Consider the following 21,079-nt stretch of genomic DNA (forward strand, 5'->3'; position numbering starts at 1 on the left):
TCCGCCTTCACCCGGCGAAAGCCCTGCGCCCAGGCCTGGGACGACCCTGTCGCGGTCCCAGGGTGTGGCGAGGGGAGAACGCGAACGACGGGCGCGGGACCGGTCATCGGGCAGAGCACGGTGGCATGTACAGGCTGCTGTGTTGCCTGATCGGGCAGCCGCCGGTGCACGGGCGGGCGGCCTCGCGTCCGTTCCCGGTGATCGCGGCTGTCACGAGAATGGCGGGCGTTCCCCGGCCAAGGAGAAGCTCATATGCCGTCGTACCTGTCACCGGGCGTCTATGTCGAGGAGATCGAGTCCGGGTCCCGGCCCATCGAAGGGGTGGGCACCTCGGTCGCCGCCCTCGTCGGCTTCGCGCAGAAGGGCCCGTTCGACGAGCCGACGCTGATCACCAACTGGAGCCAGTTCACGGCCACGTTCGGTGATGTCGTCGACGGTACGTATCTTGCCTCCGCGGTCCACGGGTTCTTCGCCAACGGCGGTGGTGTCTGCTACGTGGTGCGCGTCGGCGACGGCACCGAGCCCTCGACGAAGGACGCGGGGAACGCGGTCGGCGCGGTCGCCGGGCAGTCGCCCCCGGGGGCGGAGACCCGGCTCGGACCGTACGCGGTGAAGCCGCGCCCCGGCGCGGCCGGTGAGATCACCGTGGAAGTGGCCGACGCGGAGGGAGACGATCCGCCCTCCGACGTGTTCCAGTTGATCGTGAAGCGGGACGGGCAGGTCGCCGAGACGTACCCCGGCGTCACGACCAAGCGCAGCAAGGAGAACGTCGCCACCCGCGTCAACGCCACGTCGGAGCTGATCGAGATACGGGAGTCGGGACACGGTGCCGCCCCTGCCCGGCCCGAACCGCAGACCGTCGTCCTTGCCCCCGCCGCGCCCGCGCCGACCGGAACCGGAGCGCTGAGCCCCGGGGTGTACGTCGGCGATCCCGACCGCCGTACCGGACTGGGGGGCCTCGAAGCGGTGGAAGAGGTCACCACGGTCGCCGTCCCGGATCTGATGAGCGCGTACGAACGCGGACTGCTGGACCTGGAGTCCGTCATCGCCGTACAGCAGGGGATCATCACCCACTGCCAGCTGATGGGGGACCGCGTCGCCATCCTCGACCCGCCGCCCGGGCTCACCCCGCAGCAGATCCGCGTCTGGCGCACCGACCGGGCCAACTTCGACTCCAAGTACGCCACGCTCTACTACCCGTGGATCCGGGTCGCCGACGCCCCCTCGGGGCGGGCGCGACTCGTACCGCCGAGCGGTCACGTCGCCGGGGTGTGGGCGCGCAACGACGCATCGCGGGGGGTGCACAAGGCCCCGGCCAACGAGGTCGTACGCGGGGCGATCGCGCTCCAGACGCAGCTGACCAAGGGCGAGCACGACCAGCTCAACCCCATCGGGCTGAACTGCATCCGGTCCTTCCCCGGGCGCGGCATCCGGATCTGGGGGGCGCGCACACTCGCCTCCGACCTGGCCTGGCGCTATCTGAACGTCCGACGCCTCTTCAACTACCTGGAGGAGTCGATCCTCGCCGGTACGCAGTGGGTCGTCTTCGAGCCGAACGACGATGCCCTGTGGGCCCGTATCCGGCGCACGGTCTCGGCGTTCCTGGTCAACGAGTGGCGCAAGGGGGCCCTGTTCGGGCTCACACCGGAGGAGGCGTTCTACGTCAAGTGCGACCGCGAGACCAACCCGCCGGAGAGCATCGACGCGGGCCAGGTCGTCTGCGAGATCGGGGTGGCGCCGGTCAAGCCGGCCGAGTTCGTCGTCTTCCGCCTCTCGCAGTTGAGCGAGGGCAGCGGCGGCGTCGACGAATGATCCTGCCCGGGGCGTCGGCGTCGGCGTCGGCGTCGGCGTTGACGTTGGCGACGCCGACGGCGGCGGCACGGCCGATGGTTCGCGGCCATGGGCCCCGGAGGCGTGGACGGCACCGAGCGTCCCCAACGGTAGGGGCGGAGTGAGCGGTATGAGCGGTAGGAACGGCAAGAGCGGACAAGGAGCCTGTTGTGCCACTTCCCGATCTCGACAGCACCGTCGGCGCTTCCTTCGGCCTCGAATTCGACAGCGTCGTCATCAGGCAGATCACCGAGGTCAGTGGTCTGAAGATGGAGCAGGACGTCATCGAGCTGAAGCAGAACACCGCCGACGGCCGCTACGCCATCAAGAAGCTGCCCGGCCGGCCGAAGGCCGGTGAGGTGACCGTGACCCGGGGCCTTACCGAGGACAACAGCTTCGAACGGTGGATCAAGGACTCCCGGTTCGGCCGGATGCCCATGGCCCGGCGCAACGGGGCGGTCATCGTGTACGACCACGAGGGCGTCGCCATCAAGCGCTACAAACTCATCAACGCCTGGCCGAAGTCCCTGGAAATCGGCACCCTCAAGGCCGGTGACACCTCGGTACTGACGGAGAAGCTCTCCATCACGTACGAGAGCATGGAAGTCGACTGATGCGGCGTACGGCACCGGCTTCCACACGTGTTCCCGCTCCCGGTTCCCTTCCCACCGCCGGTTCCGCTCCCGCTCCCGGCTCCGATTCCAGTTCCGGCTCCGGTTCCGCGGCCATGTACGACGCGGGTGGGCAGGGCCACGGGCGGGCGGCAGGCCGGGGCGCGGGCTCGGGACAGCGGGACACCCTGCGCACGGAGTTCGCCTTCGTGCTGCCACGCGGTTACGTCGACGAAGCGGGCGTCGTGCATCGCGACGGGGTCATGCGGCTGGCCACGGCGCGCGACGAACTCGTGCCGCTGCGGGACGACCGGGTGCGTGAGAACTCCGCGTATCTCTCGGTCGTGCTCATCGCCCGGGTGGTCACCCGGATCGGCACCATCGACGACGTCCATCCCGGCATCATCGAGGACCTCTTCGCCTCCGACCTGGCTTTTCTCCAGGACTTCTACCGGCGGATCAATGCCGAGGGGCACACCCGCGCCGCCGTCTCCTGCCCGTCCTGCCAGGAGGAGTTCGCGGTGGATCTCGCCGGTGGCCGCCTGGGGGAATCGTGACGTACGCGACCGACCTGCTCTACGAGGAGGTCGCGTACCTCGCCTACCACTTCCACTGGCCGCTCGATGAGCTGCTGGATCTGGAGCACGCGGAACGTCTGAGGTTCGTCGCACAGGTCGCTCGCCTCAACGGGCAGTAGCGGCCCCCAAGGAGCAGGAGCGAGGAAGCGCGGGGAGGGCGGAGGAGTTCATGGGGCTGATGTCCTGGCTGCGCGGCGGTGGCTCCCGGGCGCGCGACGGCGGGCGCACGGAGGACGGCCCGCGGGTGGACCACGACGCACGGGCGAACCAGGGTGCGTTGACGGACGACGGTTCGTTGGCGGATCACGGCGGGTTGGCGGATCAGGGCGCGTGGACGGATCCCGGCGCGTGGGCGGGGGCGGAGGGCTCGGTGGAGGGTGCCGCACCGGCCGGTGCGGAAGCCGTCGCTCCTGTCGCCGTACCGCGTGAACGCGCCGATCTGACCGAACTCCCGCCCATCCAAAGGACGGTGACGGATCAGGGCCTGGTGATGAATCCGACCGGGTTCGAGGGGACGCTCTCCACCCGGCGCGACATCACGCTCGGTACGCCGCTCGGCCATCTGGTCAGTCCGGAGGCGCCGACGGGGATCGTGCACGGCATCACCGCCCCGGCGCCGGTGAAACGGGACGGCGACTCCGTGCAACGGTCGAGGGATGCGTCGGGGGAACGGGCGGGCGAGGCGCCGATGGGGCTGCCGGTCCGGGGCAGGTCCCTGCCGGTGGCTCCGCCCGCATCCACCGGTGTCCCGGGGCCCGGGGCCGTCGGAGTCCAGAGAACCACGAGCGGGCGGCCGTCGGCGATGACGTCGGCCGGGGACTCGGCCGGGGGGGAGCCGCCCGTACGCCACCTGGTGGGCGAACGGACCGTCGGCACGGTCCCGGACGCCTCCGGCGCATCGCCCATGCCCACGCTTCACGCCGCACCGGCACCACCGCCCCTTCAGCGCGTTTCGGAGCCTCCGGCCGGGGAGCGGCCCCGACGCGCCGGTCTCGGGGCGCCGTTGCCCGCCCTGCCGTCGACCGCGCAGCGCCGGGTCGCGGCCACCGACACGCCGAGGGGGCCGGTCGCGGAGGCCGTATCCGTCGCGCGGAGCGCCCGGAACGGCGGCGATGCCGACGACGGGACCGCGGTGGCGTCCGCCGCACCCGACGCCACCGCGTTCGAGGCTGCTGAGGGCCGGGAGGCGTCCGGGACCACCGAGAACGGGCAGGCGTCCGGGGCCGCCGAGAACGGGCAGGCGTCCGGGGCCGCCGAGAACCTGGAGGCGTCCGGGGCGTCGCAGTCGTCCCATGGGCCCGAGGCCCCCACCGCGCCGCTCCTCGGGGACGACCCCCTGCTGCCCGCCCTGTCGGGGACCGCACCCGGGTCCGCCACGGCGGTGCAGCGTCACACCGGGCCATCCGCTGCCGCGCCGCTCTCGCCGCCCCCGCCCACCGGACCGGTCGCACCGCTGCTGGCGGACCGGCCGCTGATGCCGCAGTCCGGCCGCGGGGGCCCCATGGGGGGCGGTTCGGCACCCGCCGTACAGCGTTCGGGACCGGCGGACGGCCCCGGGGGAACCGGGACCGGACCCGCGCCCACCGCTCCCTTCCCCGATGCCGTTCCGGTGCGCTGGACCTCCGCGGGGACGGGAGCCCCCGGGACCCTGCCGACGGTGCCGACGGCATCGCTCCCGGCCGAGGTGCCGGTGCAGCGCGTGAGCCCGGGGCCGGGGAACGTGTCGGGTGCGCCGGGCGTACCGGGACCGCTCTTCCCGCCGCGGCCCGGTTTGCAGCGGCGGGCGATCGACGGGCCACCGGTGCCACGTTCGCTGCCGCATTCCGGCAGCGGCCGCAGCGCCTTCCCGGTGTCCGTCGACGGGTTCACCACGGCGGGTTCCGTAGCGGTCGCGGCAGGGGTGGCCCAACGGATGGCGGACGGCAGCGTGGTGTTCGGGCCGGCCCCACCCGCGTACTCGGCATCGTCGTACTCGGTGCCGACCGTCCAGCGCGAGGCGGAGAGCGAGGAATCGCCCCCTCCCGAGCCGCCCCAGAGCCCCGAGCCGCCCCAGAGCCCCGAGCCGCCCCAGAGCCCCGTGCCGGATCCGGAGCCGGAACCAGATCCGGAGCCGGCGCCCGGACCCGAGCCGCCCGGTGCTCCCGGCGGGGCGCCGCCCGTCGTCACCGACGAGCTGGTCCGCGCCCTGTATCCGCCGCTCAGCAGGCTTTTCAAGGCCGATCTGCGGCTGGAACGCGAACGGGCCGGTTTCCTCATCGACACCCGGCACTGACGAACGACATCGACACCCGGCACTGACGAGCGGCGATGAACGAGACGAGACGAGACGAGAGAGACACGCGAACCCGACGGCGACACGCCCCACGACGCCGAGCAGCGGCCCCACGACGGCGAACAGCAGCCCCAAGACGGCGAACAGCAGCCGCACCCCAGGGAAGTGAGAGGTACCTGCCATGGCCACCGCCCCGAACGACGACCCGGCCGTCAGTGTCTGCTTCGTCGTGACGATCGACGACATCGAACTCGGGTCGTTCAACACCTGCGAAGGGCTGGGCTGCGAAGTGGTGCTCGAAACACGGGAGGAGGGCGGCAACAACGGGCACGTGTGGCAGCTGCCGACCCGCCTGAAGTACTCCAACGTGAAGCTCTCCAGGCCGCTGACCAAGGAGACCGAGAAGGTCGCCCGCTGGTTCGCCACCATGACCACCGGCTTCAGCCGCAAGACCGCACACATCGAGGCGCGGACCGGGGACGGGCAGAAGGTGGCCCAGTGGGGGCTGTTGGAGGTGGTGCCGGTCCGGTGGACCGGGCCCTCCTTCAACCCCGAGTCCCCCAAGGTCGCGATGGAGACGATCGAGATCGCCCACCACGGCTATGTGATGGAGGGCTGAGGACCATGAGCGGTGCGGGTCCCATCGCGTTCAGCGCCGCCGGTACGTCCGGGGCGTCGGCCACCGCGAGGGCCGGCGGGAGCGGTTCTGCCCGGCCCAAGCTGGAGCACGCCTACCTGGAGCTGCGTACGCCGCCGACCGGGGGCGGGCTCACCCCCGGTGCGCCCTGCGGGCGGATCGACTTCCAGTTCAACCCGAAAGAGCTGAGCCTGACCAAGGCCGCGTCCTGGAAACGGAGCCCTGCCAAGGGCGCCAAGAGTTCGGGTCCGCCCGAGTACCAGGGCTCGCAGCCCAGCAAGCTCACCGTCGAGATGTTCTTCGACGCGGGCGACACCCACGACACCCGTGTGGTGACCGCGGTGGAGCAGCTCTTCGCGTGCTGCGTACCGACGAACGAGACCCGGCAGCAGCAGCGTTCGTCGCCGCCCTGGGTGGTGTTCCACTGGGGAGGGCTGACCGGGTTCCCCGGCTATGTCAGCCAAGTGCAGGCGAAATACACCCTGTTCACCACGTCGGGCGTGCCGATCCGGGCCGTGTGCCAGGTGACGATGGAGGAGATCAGCGGCGAGACGCCGGGGCAGAACCCGACCTCGGGCGCCCTCGCGGCCCGCCGGGTCCACCGTCTCGGCGCGGGCGACTCGCTGCCCTCGCTGGCCCAGCGCGAGTACGGGGACCCGGCCGCCTGGCGGGTGATCGCGGAGGCGAACGGGATCGACGATCCGATGCGGCTGGTTCCGGGCCGGCAGCTGCTCCTTCCCGCGCTGGACGAGCTGAAGCGCGCGAAGGACGAAGAACGGGCCCGGGGCGGGGGGTGGTCCTGATGGCGCAGCCGGGGGTCGCGACCGCGCTGGTGGTGGAGTTCGGGGGCCGTCCGCTGCCGCCGAAGTTCGTGAACACGCTGGTCGAGGGGTATGTCGACGACAGCCGTACACTTCCCGACCTGTTTCTGCTGCGCTTTCGTGACCCCGACCGGGTGCTGCTGGAACAGGCCGGGTTGAAGATCGGCACCGAGGCCCGGCTACTGGCCCGTGCGGGTGGCGACACGGTCCCGAAGCCCCTGCTGAAGGGGGTGGTCACCGCCCTGGAGGTGGAACTCGACGAGACCGGCACCTTCACCGTCGTACGCGGGCTCGACGAGTCGCACCGGCTGTTCCGGGGACGCCGGGTGGCCAGCTACCAGAACATGACGCTGGCCGACATCTGCGCGCAGGTCGCCCAGCGCGCCGGGCTGAAACCGGGGAATGTGGACGTGGCTGGGCCGGTGCTCGAACACGTCGCCCAACCCAACGTCACCGATTGGGAGTTCATCAGCTCCCTCGTCCAGGAGGCGGGCGCCCAGGCGTATGTGCTGGACGGGCAGTTGCACATCACCCGTCCGGCGGAGGCGAGCGGCGCGCCCGACGGCTCCGCCCGTGCCGACGGGGATCCGCTGGTCCTGGAGATGGGCAGCAACCTGCTGCGCTGCCGGGCCGGGGTGTCGTCCGCCGAGCAGGTCTCCGAGGTCGAGGTGCGTGGCTGGGACGTGAAGACGAAGCAGCCGCTCGTCGGGCGGGCACCGGCCGGGAAGTCGACCACGCTGGAGCTGGGGGTGAGCGCCGCCGACGTGACCGCGCCGTTCGGCGAGGCGCGCTTCGTGGTCACGGACGCGGGCTACGCGGCGCAGGCGCAGGTGGACCAGGCAGCGAAGGCCCTGGCGGAGCGGATCGCCGGATCGTTCGCGGAACTGGAGGCGGTGATCCGGGGCAACCCGGAGGTACGGGCGGGCAGCCCGGTGGCGCTCAATGCGGTGGGCGCGCCGTTCGAGGGGCGGTACACGGTCACCACGTCCCGGCACGTCTTCGACCCGGTGCGGGGGTACGAGACCTGGCTCACGGTCTCCGGGCAGCAGGAGCGCTCGCTGTTCGGGCTGACCGGCGGCGGGCCCGGGTCCGGCGGGTCCGGGGCGGGGGCCGGAGGCGGGGCGCGTTGTGCGGGGCTGGTCAACGGGACGGTCACGGACACCCAGGACCCGGAGGGTTCGGGCCGGGTGAGGGTGCGCTTCCCGTGGCTGTCGGACGAGTACGCGAGCGACTGGGCGCGTACGGCGCAGTCGGGCGGGACGAGCGGTGGCGAGGCGTTCATCCCCGAGGTGGGGGACGAGGTGCTGGTCGGCTTCGAGCATGGGCATCTGGACCGTCCGTACGTCCTTGCCGGTCTGTACAACGGCAAGGACCGTCCGTCGCAGGGCAGCGGGGGAGGAGGCGGAGCAGCCGGAGGAGGAGACGGTGGTGGTGGCGGTGTGGGCGGCGGGCCGGGGGGTGCGGCCGGTGTGGTGGCCGTTGCCGTGACCGGCGGCCCGGACACCGTCCCGGGCTCGGGCGGGGACTCCGGACCCTCCGGGGGAACCCCGCTGGTGGATCCGACCAGCGGAGCGGTCAACCGTCGCTCGATCGCATCCAGGAGCGGGAACCAGCTGGAGATCCTGGACGGCGCCGACGGGCCGCAGGGCGTACGCCTGCTGACCGGCGACGGCAAGCTGAAGATCGACCTCGACCGCAGGGGAACCGTCATCGTGATCAACAGTGACGGCAGCGTGACCATCGAGGCCGAGCAGCAGGTGTCCATCAAGGCGGCTCGCGGCGTCACGTTGGACGGGGGGCAGGGCGCTCTCGAACTCAGTGGCGACAGCGTCACGTTGACGTCGCGCGGCGGGGTCCGGGTGGACGGCGGCAACGGGGAGGTCGAGCTTTCCACCGGCGGCACGGTGAAGGTCCGGGGCGCGCAGGTCGCCGTCGACGGCACGCAGCGTACCGACATCAAGGGAGGCGGCTCGCTGGCCATCAACGCACCCCTGGTGAAGATCAATTGACGGTCCGTCCGGCGCCGTGCGCGCCGACCGGTCGAGCCGGAGCGACCGAACGGACCGAGCACCCGAACGCACTGTATGTACAGAGCGGCCGAACGAACCGAGCGGGCCGAACGAACCGAGTGAGCCGAACGAACCGAGTGAGTGGAACGAACCGAGTTCGCCGAGCGAGAGGAGCCGAGTTCCATGTCAGCAGGCGCGGCGGCAGCCGCCCGGGTCGGCGACCCCACCGCACACCCGGGTACGGTCGGGCCGCCCGGTGTCCCGTCCGTGCTCATCGGCGGGCTGCCCGCGGCCACGGTCGGCACTCCGCACCAGTGTGCCGCGCCGCCGCCCGCCGTGCACCCGCCGTCCGTGATCGCACCGCCCGGCAGCACCACCGTGCTGATCGGCGGGCGGCCCGCCGCCCGGGTCGGGGACCTGGTCGGCTGCGGCTCGCCCGTCGTGTCCGGCTGCCCGACCGTTCTGATCGGGGGCTGAGCGGACATGGGCCAGCAGTTCATCGGCGCGGGCTGGGCGTTCCCGCCGCGCACCGACGCCACCGGGTCCATCGCCCTGGTACAGGGCGAGCGCGAACTGGAGGAGTCGATCCGGCTGATCCTCTCGACCTCGCCCGGCGAGCGGCCCATGCGCCCGGAGTTCGGCTGCGCCATCAACGACTACGTGTTCGCCCCGGCGGACGCGGGCACGGCCGGACAACTCGCGTACGAGGTACGCCTCGCGCTGGACCGGTGGGAGCCCCGGATCGAGGTGACGGAGGTCGTCGTCCGCTTCGACGAGGCCGACGAAGGCGTGCTGTACATCGACATCGGCTACACCGTGCGCGGCGCCAACGACCCCCGGAACCTGGTCTTCCCGTTCTATGTGATCCCGGAGCACGAGGAGGTGGACGGCACGTGACGCTGCCCAGTCCGCACCTGGACGACCGCCGCTTCCAGGGCCTGGTCGACGAGGCGAAACGGCTCGTCCAGCAACGCTGCCCCGAGTGGACCGACCACAACGTGTCCGACCCCGGTGTGACCCTCATCGAGGCGTTCGCGACCATGGTCGACCAACTGGTCTACCGGGTGAACCGGGTGCCGGAGAAGAGCTACCTGACCTTCCTCGACCTGATCGGGGTGCGGCTGCACCCGCCCACCGCCGCCCGCACCGATGTGACGTTCCGGCTCTCCGCGCCCCGGCCGGAACCGGTGCGGGTGCGGGCCGGGACCGAGGTCGCCACCGTACGCACCGAGACCGAGGAAGCGGTCGTGTTCACCACCACCCGTGAACTGTCCGTCGTCCCCTGCGAGTTCGCGCACCTGGCGACCTGGCCGACGTTCGGGGACGCCGTCGACCGCACCGAGGAGCTGGCGCTCGGCCGGGCCGTCCCCTGCTTCGGCGCCGCGCCCGCGCCCGGCGACGCCCTGTACGTGGGCCTGTCGGCGGCCGTGCCCTCGGGCGTCGTGGTGCTGCGGCTGGACTGCGCGGTGGAGGGGGTCGGCGTGGACCCGCTGCGCCCGCCGCTGCTCTGGGAGGCGTGGGACGGCAGCGCCTGGACGGCCTGCGAGGTCGAGAAGGACGACACCGGCGGCTTCAACAGGTCCGGTGAGCTGATCCTGCACCTTCCGGAGGGCCACACCCCGGCCGTCGTGGTGCGCCGGACCGGCGGCTGGCTGCGCTGCCGGCTGGTGGAGGCCGAGCCGGGGCAGCCCACCTACATGGCGCCCCCGGTGGTGCGCGGGGTCACCGCGTTCACCATCGGCGCCACCGTCGGGGCGGTGCACGCCGAGACCGTGGCCGACGAGGTGCTGGGCCGGGCCGAGGGCGTGCCCGGGCAGAACTTCACGGTGAGCCGCCCGCCGATCGTGCCCGGCGACTTCGTCGTCGAGGTGTCCGATCCGGCGGGCGGCCCGTCCGGCACGGAGTGGACCCGCGTCGACGACTTCGCCCACTCCGGCCCCGACGACCGGCACATCACCCTCGACCCCAACTCGGGCCGGGTCGAGTTCGGCCCCGCGGTCCGGGAACGGGACGGCTCCATCCGCTCCTACGGGGCGGTGCCGCCGAAGGGGGCCACCGTGCGCGTGCGCACGTACCGCACCGGTGGCGGGCTGCGCGGCAACGTCGCCCGTTCCACGCTCCGGGTGCTGCGCAGCGCGATCCCGTACGTGGCGCGGGTGGAGAACCGGCGGCCCGCGCTCGGCGGGGTCGACGGCGAGACGGTGGAAAGCGCCCGAGTGCGCGGCCCGATGACGCTGCGGACCCTGCACCGGGCCGTCGTCCCGCACGACTACGAACTCCTGGCCCGGGAGGTCGCCCCCGACGCGTCCCGGGTGCAGTGCGTCCCGGCCGGCGGTGACTCGGACGTGGAGGCCGGCGGGGTGCGGCTGCTCGTCGTACCGGCCGGGCGCAGCGACGAGCAGGGCCGCATCCGGTTCGACGAACTGATCCCGCCGCAGCACACCCTCGCCCTGATCGCGGGCCATCTGGACGAGCGGCGGCCGATCGGCGCCCGGCTGGTGGTCGAACCGCCCTACTACCAGGGGGTCACCGTGGTCGCCTCGGTGCAGGCCCACCGGGGCGCGGTTGCGGAACGGGTGCGGGAGGAGGGCCTGGCGGCGCTCTACCGCTACTTCAACCCGCTCAGCGGCGGGCCCGGCGGCGACGGCTGGCCGTTCGGGCGGCCGATCCAGTCGGGCGAGGCGTTCGCCGTGCTGCAACAGGTGGCGGGGGTGGACCTGGTGGAGGACGTACGCCTCTTCCCTGCCGACCCCGTGACCGGGCAGCGCGGCGAGCCCACCACCAAGATCGCCCTCGGCCGGCACGCGCTGGTCTTCAGCTACGAGCACCAGCTCCGGGTACGGGAGGGCTGACCGCCATGCGCACAGGCGTGACCGGGCTGCCGACCCCGCACCCCCTGATCGAGCAGCTTCCGGCGGTCTACCTGGAGCAGGACTTCCTGCGGCGGTACCTCGCCGCGCTCGACGAGGTGCTCGCCCCGGTCCTGCTGGCCATCGACAACCTGCCCGCCCACCTCGACCCGCGCAGCGCGCCGGAGGACTTCCTGTCCTGGCTGGCCCAGTGGGTGGCCGCCGATCCGCACGAGGACCATCCGGTCGAGCGGCGGCGCGCGGCGGTGCGCGGTGCGGTCGAGCGGCACAGCAGGCGAGGTACGCGGCGCGGGCTGGCGGAGGCGGTGCTCCTGGAGACCGGCATCGAACCGGACATCGTCGAGAGCGGCGGCACGGCGTGGTCGTCGACCCCGCACACCCGGTTCCCGGGCGGCCCCCGGCCGTGGGTGACGGTACGGCTCCGGGCCGAACGGCCGGACCTGGTCGACCGGGTGCGGCTGGAGGAGCTGATCCGTACGGAGATACCGGCACACGTCGGCTACGACCTGGAGGTGTCGTGATCTGCGAGGCGTGTGGACAGAGCAACGCGCCGGGCACCCGGTTCTGCACATCGTGCCAGGCGTTTCTGGAGTGGGAGGGGGCACGGTCGGCGGATGCTCCGGGCGCCTCCGGTCCTCCACCTTCTTCCTCCGACGGCCCTCCGTCTTCTCCCCCTTCTCTCCCTTCTTCCCTTTCTTCCCCTTCTCCCTCGTCTTCCCCGTCTTCCCCTGATGGTCTTCCGACTTCGCCCTCTGACCATCCTCCGGCGTCGTCTGCTCCTTCGGCCGCTTCCGGTGGTCCGGGCGTACTCGGGGCATCCGGTGGGGCCGGTGAGCGTGGAGTTCCTGCTGGTCCCGGTGCGCCAGATGGTTCCGCCACTACTGCTGCCACAGCGGCCCCGCGCCGCCCCGGTGACGAGCCGGACGCACATCAGCCGGGGCCCGAGGCGTTCCCCGATGAGCAGCGCGGCTCCGCCCCCGTCCGCCGGGGCCCGCGCCCCGCAGTGCCCGTCCGCTGCCCCAACTGCCGTACGGAGAACACCCCGGACCGCACCCTGTGCATCCGCTGCGCCCTGCTCCTGGACCCGGGCCCGCCGCCCGGGGCGCGGCCGCCCTGGTGGCGCCGGATACTGCGGAGACGACGGCGGCGGTCGCCCGTCGCGGGCACCCGGCCGAAGCGCCGACTGTGGCGTCGTCCGGGCCTGGCGCTGCCGATCGTGTTGGTCCTGGTGGCGTGCGGGGTCTGGTTCGCCCTGCCGCACGTGCCGGGCTGGCTGGGCCTCGCCAGGGACGAGACGGGGACGCCGGAGGCGGTGCCGCCCACCCGGTTCAGGTCCTCCAGCCGGGCGCCCGGGCATCCGGCGGGCGCCGCGTTCGACGGCTTCAACAACCGCTACTGGGCTCCTGCGGAGGCGGGACCCGAGACCGGTGTGGGGGAGTACCTGGAGTGCGACTTCGAGCAGCCGGTCCGGGTGCTGAAGCTGGTCGTCTTCTCCGGCACGTCGACGAAGCTGGACGAGTTCCTCACCCAGGCGCGACCGGCCAGGATCACCGTCCAGCTCACCTCCGCCGACGGCGACCGCGTCAGCAAGGTGATCAGGATCAAGGACCAGCCTGGTCAGCAGAGCTTCGACGTGCGGGGTTCCGAGGTGGTACGGGCCCGGCTCACGGCGGACAGCACGTACGGAGCCGGCCCGGGCCGGCGCATGGCCGTCGCCGAGGTCGAGTTCTTCGGACGGCGGTCCTGACCGTGTGCGTCCCCCGCCGTCGCGGCGGCCAGCCCGGTGCGGCGCGGGCACACCCGCACACGGGGAGGCCCCGACCGGGCGCCGAGCACACCTTGGGTTCTAACGGTCTTCGCCGTACAGGGAGCGGACGGTCAGCGGGTGGTCAGGGCTTCCGACCCGGCTTCGGCCTTCCCACGGGGCCGCCTGAACGCAGCGCGACCAGGGCGTTTGCCTGGGAGAGCCCGCTCTCCTCGACCACGCCGCGCACGCTCTGCGCCTCGCGCACGAGTGCGAACCGTACCTGTCCATCGGAAGTAGTCCGATAACCGTATACAGCGGGTCGAGGCAGGGAATTGTAGGAGAAATGCGAGGAGAAGTAGTACGCCCCGGTGTCGTACAGCGCCACCACGTCCCCCGGTTCCACCGCCGGGAGTTCGCGCCCGGTCGCGGTCAGGTCGCCGGCGAAGCAGCACGGGCCCGCGATGTCGACGACCTCGGACGGGCCCTGCTTGGGGCGTCCCGTGGCGTCGAACACCCCGACGCGTAGCGGCCAGGCGTCCGGCATGAAGACCGTGCGGGTCGCCACCTGGGCCCCGGCGTGCGTGACCGCGATCCGCCGTCCCCCGGCCGACTTCGTGTACTCGACGACCGTGGCGATGGTGCCGCTCTTGGCGAGCAGTGACCGGCCGAACTCGGTGACCAGGGTGTAGCGGCCGTCGAACAGCCCGGGTGTGGTGCTCCGGAGCTCGGCGACGTAGTCCGCGAACGTCGGCCGGTCGTCCTCGTCGTCGAAGTTGACGGGCAGGCCGCCGCCGATGTCGATGCCGGTGATCCGGGCGTGGCCCAGCTCCGCGTTGATGCGCTCGGCGAGTTCGTACGCGGCCCGCACGCCCTGGGCGATGAGCGGCAGCGGGCAGCCCTGGGAACCGACGTGGGCGTGCAGCCGGTTGAGCCACGGCCGCTGCGCGAAGGCCGCGACCACCGCGTCGACGGCCCCCGGATCGCGCAGTGCGACGCCGAACTTCGAGGTCGCGGTCGCGGTACTCATCGCATCGATGGCGCCCGAGCCCACCTGGGGGTTCACCCGCAGTCCGATGGGACCGGAGGGTTCCCGGCCGGCCAGCAGGCGGTCGACCCGTGCCAGCTCCTGGAAGTTGTCGAGGTTGATCGCGATCCCGTGGACCAGGGCGGACTCCAGTTCCTCGACCGTCTTCGCCGGGCTGTCGAAGACCAGCCGGTCGTACGTGAACCCGGCAGCCAGCGCCTGCTCCAACTCCCCTGGCGAGGCCACCTCGCAGCCCATCCCCGCATCCGCGAGCAGGCGCAGCACCGGCACCAGGCCGCACGCCTTCGCCGCGAACGTGTGGTGCACCGTGGCCGGTCCCTCGAACGCCTCGTTCAGCGCCTCGACCGCGGCGAGCACGCCGTCGACGTCGAGCAGCCCGACCAGCGGGGACCGCGCGCCGAGCAGACCGTCCTCGACGGCGCGCGCCAGCGCTGCCTGACGAGCGGCGGTGCGCCGAGGGGAAGAACCGGAAGTCACATGAACCACACTCCAGACATCGGGCGTGCGCGGCGCCCGTCGAGCGGCCGACCGTTGTGTGTACAGCTTCGGCGTGTGGCGCCCGTCACGTCTTCATTCCGCTCGACCATGGATGGGTCGTCTTCATGTCCGATCCGACAGAAAAATGATCAAGATGTCTCGGGCGGTGCGGAAGCGGGTGGGCGCGGAAGCAGGGCGGCGTGGGGCGTGGGGCGTGGGGCGAGACGGAAGGACGACGACACGGGACGGTGCGGGACGGTGCGGGACGGTGCGGTGGGGGAGAGCGGGGCGGCGCACGGGCGCGGGACCGTGGCCAGGCCCGCGTGGCGCGCACGGAGAGCGGGAGAGCGGGCGGGGCTCCTCTCACGGCGTGTGCGGGGCGGGTCTCTCACGGGCGTACGGAGGCCGGGTCCTCACCGCGTCCGCCGGGCCAACCGCAGCCCGATGTCCGCCAGGAGCCGCACGGTGGGGTTCGCCAGGTCGACGCCGAACAGTTCGCGGGCCCGCCGCAGCCGGTACCGCAGGGTGTTCGCGTGCACGTTCAGACGCCGGGCGGCCTCGCTCGTGTCTCCGAACGCGTCCAGGTAGGCGGCCACCGACGCACCGTACGCGGAACCGTGCCTGCGGTCGTGTTCGATCATCGCGTGCACCGGCCCCGACAGGCTCTCCCAGAGCGGCTCGATCCGGTCAAGGACTCGGAGCAGCGCCGTCTCGGGCAGCACCTCGTCGAATGTTGCCGCGGCCGACACCGCCACCGGGGCTGGACGCCGCCCGGCCCGTTCCCGCAGCACCCGTACCACCGCCCGGGCCGCCTCGCACGACGCGGGCAGCCCCGACACGTCCCCGGCCACCGGGCCGGCGCCCGCGAACACCACGCTGCGCGGCATCGGGCGCGACGCCGTCGCCAGCAGGGCCCGCGCCGGGTCGGCCTCGCCGTCGCCCGCCGGGACCAGCACGTACAGCCGCCTCCCCGACCGCGCGGTCACGCACCCGTCCCGGTAGGCCGCCGCCTGCAAGGCCAACACGTCCAGCACCCGCTGCTCGGCCGCACCTCCCGGGACGCCGCCGGCGGGGGCCCCGGCGTCCCGCGCGTTGTACGCCTCCGTCCCGGGCCGCGCCGGGGACGCCCCCGCAGCCTCCGCCGGATACGCCTCCGCCGGATACGCCTCCGCCGGATACGCGTCGGTTGGATACGCCTCTGCCGGGTGTGCCTCCGCGATCAGCACCGCGTAGGGCCGTCCCGGCACGATGCCGGCGTCGTGCGAGGCCCGCGCCACGTCCGCGCCCCCCTCCAACAGGGCGTGCACCGCCTCCTCGCGCGCCAGGGCCGCGGCCCTGCCCCAGGTCCGGTGGTGCGACAGATGAGGCACGGCCGCCCGCGCCGCCGTGCGCAGCGCCGCCGCCGCGGCCTCGGCGAGCGGCCTGCTGTCCGCGGCTGCCCAGAGCGAGCCGAGGACCTCCGAGCCGTGGCGGACCGCGATGGCCAGCCGCTCGGCGTAACGGTCGTCGGCGGGCAGGCGCACCACGTCGTCGGTGCTCCACAGGGCCTGGAAGAAGCCGCTGGCCCGCAGTTCGTGGACGCGCCAGCGGGGCACCTGCTGGCCGAGGATGGTCAGCCGCCGCATCGGATCGGGCTCGTGGTCCATGCGCGAATACGCGAGCACCCGGGACTGCGGGTCCTCGATGGTGATGGCGCCCCCGACCAGGTCCGCCACCGTGTTGGCCAGCCCCGGCAGATCGCCCAGCCGTAGCCCGCCCACCGCATCCGCCCCGCTCGCCCCGGCCGGTCCGGCGGGGGCGCTGTGCGCCAGCGCGGTGCGCAGTCGGCCGAACACCTCCGTCCAGCCCTGTTCCGGCCGCCGGGTCAGCAACGCGGTACGTCCGGCGCCCGCCGCCTCCAGCAGCGCCGACCGCGGCCCGCGGGGCCCTCGCCGCAGCACCACCGCCGCGGCACCGGCCCGGTCGGCGGCGCGCAGTACGTCGACCGCCTCCGGCGAAGAGACCTCCACGCCGATCACGAGCAGGATCAGCCCGGACGCCGTCCAGGTGCCGTCGTCCCGTTCCTCACCGGGATCGTGCAGCATCACATCGGCCACCGGGACGTCCAGGCCGCGCGGTGTCACGGCGACGTCGAGCGTGCCGGGAGCGATCAGCCCGAGGATCTGCCCCAGCGACGGCCGGGTGTCGAATCCGTCCGTTTCCTGCGCACGCGGTGCCATGCATCCATCATGGTCTGCCGCCCCGGGCACGGGCCGGGGCGGCCGTATGCCTCCCCACCCGGCCTACCGCGGCTCCCGGCACGAGGCCGTCTTCGGCACGAGGTTGTTTCGGCCCGGCAGCGTTTCGGCCCGGCAGCGTTTCGGGCCGACCTCGTTTTGGCGCGGCCCCGTTTCGGCTTGGCCCCGGAGCTGTCTTCGACCGGCCCGGAGCCGCCCCGTCCCGCCTACGGCACAGGCGTATGCCCTGCAGCACGGGCGCACGCTCTACGGGCACGGGCGCACGCCCTACAGCCCGGGTGCAGCCCTACCGCACGGGCGCGCGCCTCTCTTCTCCGCCGGGTCCGCGCTGCTCTCATCCGGTCCGGCCCCGTACCCCGTCGAAATCGATCTTCAGATGCCGGGGCCCGCGCAGCACCGCGTTGCGCCGGTACGGCGGCGGGTCCTCCACCAGACGCGGGTTGTCGAGCCTGTGGGCCAGCTCGGTGAGGGCGATCTGCGCCTCCAGACGGGCGAGCGGCGCGCCGAAACAGGCGTGGATGCCGCTGCCGAAGCCGAGATGCTGGTTGTCCTCCCGCCCGGGGTCGAAGCGGTCCGGATCGGCGAACCGCCGGGGGTCGCGGTTGCCGGAGGCCACCATGAGCCAGAGGGCGGAACCCTTGGTGATGGTGGTCCCGCAGAGGTCGATGTCCGCGAGGACGGTGCGCTGCGGCAGCATCTGCACGGGCGGTTCGAAACGCAGGAGTTCCTCCACGATCGGGGCGGCGAGCCCGGGGTCGGCGCGCAGCCGTTCCAGTACCTCGGGATTGCGCAGCAGGGTGAGCATCCCGTTGGTGATCAGGTTGACCGTGGTCTCATGACCGGCGATCAGCAGCAGGGAGGCGGTGCTGAGCACATCCATGCGGCTCATCCGCCCGTCCGGACCCTGCTGGTTGACCAGTGCGGAGAGCAGATCGTCGCCGGGCGCGTCGCCCCGTTCGTCGATGAGCTCCGACAGGTACGCGCCCAGCTCGGTGCGCGCCTGTTGGGTGACGCGGCGCCGCTCGTCGGGGTCCTGGTCCGGATCCGGGTCGAGACCGGCGGCGATGGTGTCGGCCCAGGTGTGGAAACGTGCCTCGTCCTCGCGCGGAACGCCGAGCAGCCGGCAGATCACGGTGACGGGGAACGGGTACGAGAAGTCGTCGACGAGGTCGATCTGCTTCCGGTCCCCGAACGCGTCGATGAGCCCGGAGACGATGCCGCCCAGCTCCCCCCGCATGTCGTGAATGCGCCGGGGGGTTTCCGGCGGTCCGAACGGGCGCATCGTCATGCGGCGCAGCCGGTCGTGCTCGGGAGGATCACGTCGGAGGAAGGAGGGCGGGAGTGCGGACGTGTCGCCGTCCTGGAGCAGGTATCCGGCGGCGCTGGGCGAGAGGTTGCGGGCGTCCGAGCTGACCCGAGGGTCGTGCAGCAGTCCCTTGACCTCCCAGTACGTGCTGACGACGAACAGGCTGTCGCCCCCTTGGACGACCGGTGTTCTGCGGAGTTCGGCATAGAGCGGATAGGGGTCGGCGCGGTTGGAGTAGGAGAGGATCTGCCGCAGGAGTTCTTCGTTCGTCATGGTGGCGGTCCTTGGAAGGCGGGCCGTGTCCGGCGCGGGCGGGAGTGTGTCGGCTCGGTGTCCGGCGCGGGCGGGGGTGCGTCGGGCTTGATGTCCGTGCGGGGGCGTGGGGCTGGGGTGTGTCGGGGCGTGGGGTTGGGGCGTGCCGGGCTCGGTGTCCGTGCCGGGGCGTGTCGCTCGGTGTCGGTGCCGGGCCGGGGGCGGATGCCCGGCTCCGCGTCCGATTCACGTTCACGCTCGACTTCACGTCGGTCTCAGGCCCGGCTCCGCGTCCGGGCGGGGGTGAAGGTGAGCTGCTGGTCGGTGGGCGAATAGCCGCTGACGGTGACGGTCGGTCCGTGGGTGGGCAGGGAGGGGTCCGGGAACTCGGCCGGAACCGGCCGCAGACCTTCGGGACGGTGGTCCACGGAGGCGTACACCGGCGGGAACGGCGCGGCCGACTCGATCTGGTGCCGATAGAAGTCCAGCCACTTCGTCTGGTCGAAGGTGACGGCGGCGATGACCCGGTCCTGGTACCCGTACACACAGGTGAAACGGTGATCGGCGAGCGACCCCTGGGCGACGACGATCTCCTCCCCCAGGGACGGGACGCCGACCGACTTGATGTTGACGCCGAACTGGGCGGACCAGAACGCCGGCACCCACAGGTGCGGGCGCCGCTGAGAACTGCTGCTGATCATGTTGTGCGCCGCGGTCTCGGCCTGTGCGACGGCGTTGCCCCAGTGTTCGAGGGAGAGGAACTGGTAGCCGAAGAGCGCATGCGGGGAGCGGGCGACGTCCCCGGCCACGAACACGTCGTCGGTCACGATGCCGCGCACGTCGAACGCCCGGCACCCGGCGTCGCAGGCGATTCCCCGTGGTCCGGCGCCCAGGCCGGAACCGGCCAGCCATTCGGTGTTCCGGGACGCGCCGAGCGAGACCACCGCGACATCGGCGTCGAGAGCCGTACCGTCCGAGAGCTGGGCCTGCCGCAGGCGTCCCGCCGCGTCGCCCTCCAGGGCCGTGACCATGATTCCGCAGCGCAGGTCCACCCCGTGTGCGCGCTGCAACTCCGCGGCTGCCCGGCCCACCACCCCGCCGAGCGCGCCCACCAGCGGCGCCTCACCCCGTTCGGCCACGGTCACCGGCAGGCCCCGCTCGCGGCAGGCCGAGGCGATCTCCGAACCGGTGAACCCGGCGCCGATGACGAGTACCCGGCGCGGCGATGCCGCCAGCCGCCTCCGCAAGCGGGCCGCGTCCTCACGGGTGCGCAGGACGAAGACCCCGTCCAGCCGGGCCTCGGCCTTGTTCGGCCAGGGACGGGCGTGCACACCGGTGGCGATCAGCAGCCGGTCGTACGGCACCTCGTCCCCATCGGCCAGGCGCACCCGCTTGGCCGCCATGTCCAGGCCGGTGGCGGCGACGCCGAGCCGCCAGTGGGCGTCGAGCGCCGCACGCCGGGGGAGCGCGGTGCGCTCGGCGGCTGCCCGGCCCAGCAGGACTTGCTTGGAGAGCGGCGGTCGGTCGTACGGTTCGTGGGGCTCGTCACCGATCAGCGTGAGCGTTCCGGCGAAGCCCTCCTTCCGCAGGGTCTCCGCGGCCCGGAGACCGGCCAGCGAGGCGCCGACGATCACGATGCGTCCCTCGCGCCTCAGCCACTCCAGCGACGTGTCACCGGACACTGGACAGCCCCTCTCCCGCACCGGTCAGCCGTGACGAGGCCGCCTCCGACGCGTCGTCGGGATCGTCCTCCACCAGGATCGCCTGCACGGGACACGCAGTGGCGGCGCGCAGGACCTGTTCCCGCTGGGCCTTGTCGGCGTGCGGGTTGTACAGCAGCGCCTCGTCTCCCCGCATGGTGAAGACATCGGGCGCGAGGAAGGCGCACTGCGCGTAGCCCTGGCACCGGTTGAGATCGACGACAAGCCTCATCAAGGGGCCGCCTTTCCGAGTAGTACCCCCGCCTCAGCCTGAAAGGGTCGTCGCGGTTCCGCGAGCAATGGCGGCCCGATGGAGTCAACGACGGATGAACCACACGGCGTCCGGGGGAACGCTCTTTGGGACGACGACGGTGGAACACCGCGGCCCCCGGCGCACCGCCCCTCCGGCCATCGACCACCACCGCTGCCACCGCCACCACCAGCACGGGCACCACCACCGCAGACGCCGCGCAGCCACCCATGTACGCACCGAATCCGGTGAGTCGGTCTCTCCCGAAAATCTGAAAAAGGGCTGGACGAGCCCTTGACTCGGCAGAAAACGGGAGGAAACTAGTCAATACACCAGAAAACCAGAGTGAGCCGCACCGTCGGCGGAGACGTTCGCTGGTGCGAGTGACCCACTCGTTGGCTCTGGCCAGGCCCCCGGCAGATCCACCCGATCCCGGA

At 72.5% G+C, this 21,079-nt stretch carries 18 protein-coding genes; 13 read left to right on the top strand and 5 right to left on the bottom strand.

The window, feature by feature from the left end:
* Nucleotides 1-252 precede the first annotated feature (252 nt).
* From ACIHCL_RS18735 to ACIHCL_RS18795, 13 genes are all read left to right on the top strand, one after another.
* Nucleotides 253-1,812, top strand: coding sequence for a phage tail sheath family protein (locus ACIHCL_RS18735; RefSeq protein WP_399863017.1), 1,560 nt, complete (start codon nt 253-255; stop codon nt 1,810-1,812).
* Between the two features lie 188 nt (nt 1,813-2,000).
* The gene (locus ACIHCL_RS18740; protein WP_399863019.1) at nt 2,001-2,444 is read left to right on the top strand and encodes a phage tail protein; all 444 of its coding nucleotides are present in this window, start codon (nt 2,001-2,003) and stop codon (nt 2,442-2,444) included.
* Complete coding sequence (locus ACIHCL_RS18745; RefSeq protein ID WP_399863020.1) at nt 2,444-2,998, top strand: hypothetical protein; 555 nt, start codon at nt 2,444-2,446, stop codon at nt 2,996-2,998. The genes ACIHCL_RS18740 and ACIHCL_RS18745 overlap by 1 nt, the downstream gene beginning before the upstream one ends.
* Nucleotides 2,995-3,138, top strand: a complete 144-nt coding sequence (locus ACIHCL_RS18750) for a DUF6760 family protein (RefSeq protein WP_399863022.1) — start codon at nt 2,995-2,997, stop codon at nt 3,136-3,138. Before ACIHCL_RS18745 ends, ACIHCL_RS18750 begins: the two co-directional genes overlap by 4 nt.
* A gap of 50 nt (nt 3,139-3,188) precedes the next feature.
* Nucleotides 3,189-5,291, top strand: a complete 2,103-nt coding sequence (locus ACIHCL_RS18755; protein WP_399863024.1) for a hypothetical protein — start codon at nt 3,189-3,191, stop codon at nt 5,289-5,291.
* A gap of 181 nt (nt 5,292-5,472) precedes the next feature.
* Complete coding sequence (locus ACIHCL_RS18760; RefSeq protein WP_399863026.1) at nt 5,473-5,910, top strand: phage tail protein; 438 nt, start codon at nt 5,473-5,475, stop codon at nt 5,908-5,910.
* Between the two features lie 5 nt (nt 5,911-5,915).
* Nucleotides 5,916-6,731: a peptidase M23 gene (locus tag ACIHCL_RS18765; protein ID WP_399863028.1), complete on the top strand. Its 816-nt coding sequence runs from the start codon at nt 5,916-5,918 to the stop codon at nt 6,729-6,731.
* Nucleotides 6,731-8,758, top strand: a complete 2,028-nt coding sequence (locus tag ACIHCL_RS18770; RefSeq protein ID WP_399863030.1) for a VgrG-related protein — start codon at nt 6,731-6,733, stop codon at nt 8,756-8,758. The genes ACIHCL_RS18765 and ACIHCL_RS18770 overlap by 1 nt, the downstream gene beginning before the upstream one ends.
* 183 nt (nt 8,759-8,941) lie before the next feature.
* Nucleotides 8,942-9,235, top strand: coding sequence for a PAAR domain-containing protein (locus tag ACIHCL_RS18775; RefSeq protein ID WP_399863031.1), 294 nt, complete (start codon nt 8,942-8,944; stop codon nt 9,233-9,235).
* Between the two features lie 6 nt (nt 9,236-9,241).
* Entirely contained in the window at nt 9,242-9,655 is a 414-nt protein-coding gene (locus ACIHCL_RS18780) for a GPW/gp25 family protein (protein ID WP_399863033.1), read from the top strand.
* Nucleotides 9,652-11,610: a putative baseplate assembly protein gene (locus tag ACIHCL_RS18785; protein ID WP_399863035.1), complete on the top strand. Its 1,959-nt coding sequence runs from the start codon at nt 9,652-9,654 to the stop codon at nt 11,608-11,610. The genes ACIHCL_RS18780 and ACIHCL_RS18785 overlap by 4 nt, the downstream gene beginning before the upstream one ends.
* Before the next feature lie 5 nt (nt 11,611-11,615).
* A complete protein-coding gene (locus ACIHCL_RS18790; RefSeq protein WP_399863037.1) occupies nt 11,616-12,149 on the top strand; it encodes a phage tail protein in 534 nt (177 codons plus the stop codon).
* Nucleotides 12,150-12,631: 482 nt separating this feature from the next.
* Complete coding sequence (locus ACIHCL_RS18795; protein ID WP_399863039.1) at nt 12,632-13,375, top strand: discoidin domain-containing protein; 744 nt, start codon at nt 12,632-12,634, stop codon at nt 13,373-13,375.
* Between the two features lie 142 nt (nt 13,376-13,517).
* Here the strand turns inward: ACIHCL_RS18795 and ACIHCL_RS18800 are convergent, their stop codons facing one another.
* The 5 genes from ACIHCL_RS18800 to ACIHCL_RS18820 form a co-directional block, all read right to left on the bottom strand.
* Nucleotides 13,518-14,897 carry a diaminopimelate decarboxylase gene (locus ACIHCL_RS18800; RefSeq protein WP_399863041.1) on the bottom strand — a complete coding sequence of 460 codons (1,380 nt, stop codon included), beginning with the start codon at nt 14,895-14,897 and terminating at the stop codon, nt 13,518-13,520.
* Nucleotides 14,898-15,310: 413 nt separating this feature from the next.
* A complete protein-coding gene (locus ACIHCL_RS18805; RefSeq protein ID WP_399863043.1) occupies nt 15,311-17,116 on the bottom strand; it encodes a PucR family transcriptional regulator in 1,806 nt (601 codons plus the stop codon).
* A gap of 352 nt (nt 17,117-17,468) precedes the next feature.
* Nucleotides 17,469-18,713 (bottom strand): cytochrome P450, encoded by a 1,245-nt coding sequence (locus tag ACIHCL_RS18810; RefSeq protein ID WP_399863044.1) that lies wholly within the window; start codon nt 18,711-18,713, stop codon nt 17,469-17,471.
* 254 nt (nt 18,714-18,967) lie between these two features.
* Complete coding sequence (locus ACIHCL_RS18815; RefSeq protein ID WP_399863047.1) at nt 18,968-20,374, bottom strand: NAD(P)/FAD-dependent oxidoreductase; 1,407 nt, start codon at nt 20,372-20,374, stop codon at nt 18,968-18,970.
* On the bottom strand, nt 20,364-20,624 hold the full coding sequence (locus ACIHCL_RS18820) for a ferredoxin (protein ID WP_399863048.1): 261 nt from the start codon (nt 20,622-20,624) through the stop codon (nt 20,364-20,366). The genes ACIHCL_RS18815 and ACIHCL_RS18820 overlap by 11 nt, the downstream gene beginning before the upstream one ends.
* Nucleotides 20,625-21,079 lie beyond the last annotated feature (455 nt).

This window comes from Streptomyces sp. NPDC052042 (assembly GCF_044548345.1).
Taxonomy (GTDB): Bacteria; Actinomycetota; Actinomycetes; order Streptomycetales; family Streptomycetaceae; genus Streptomyces.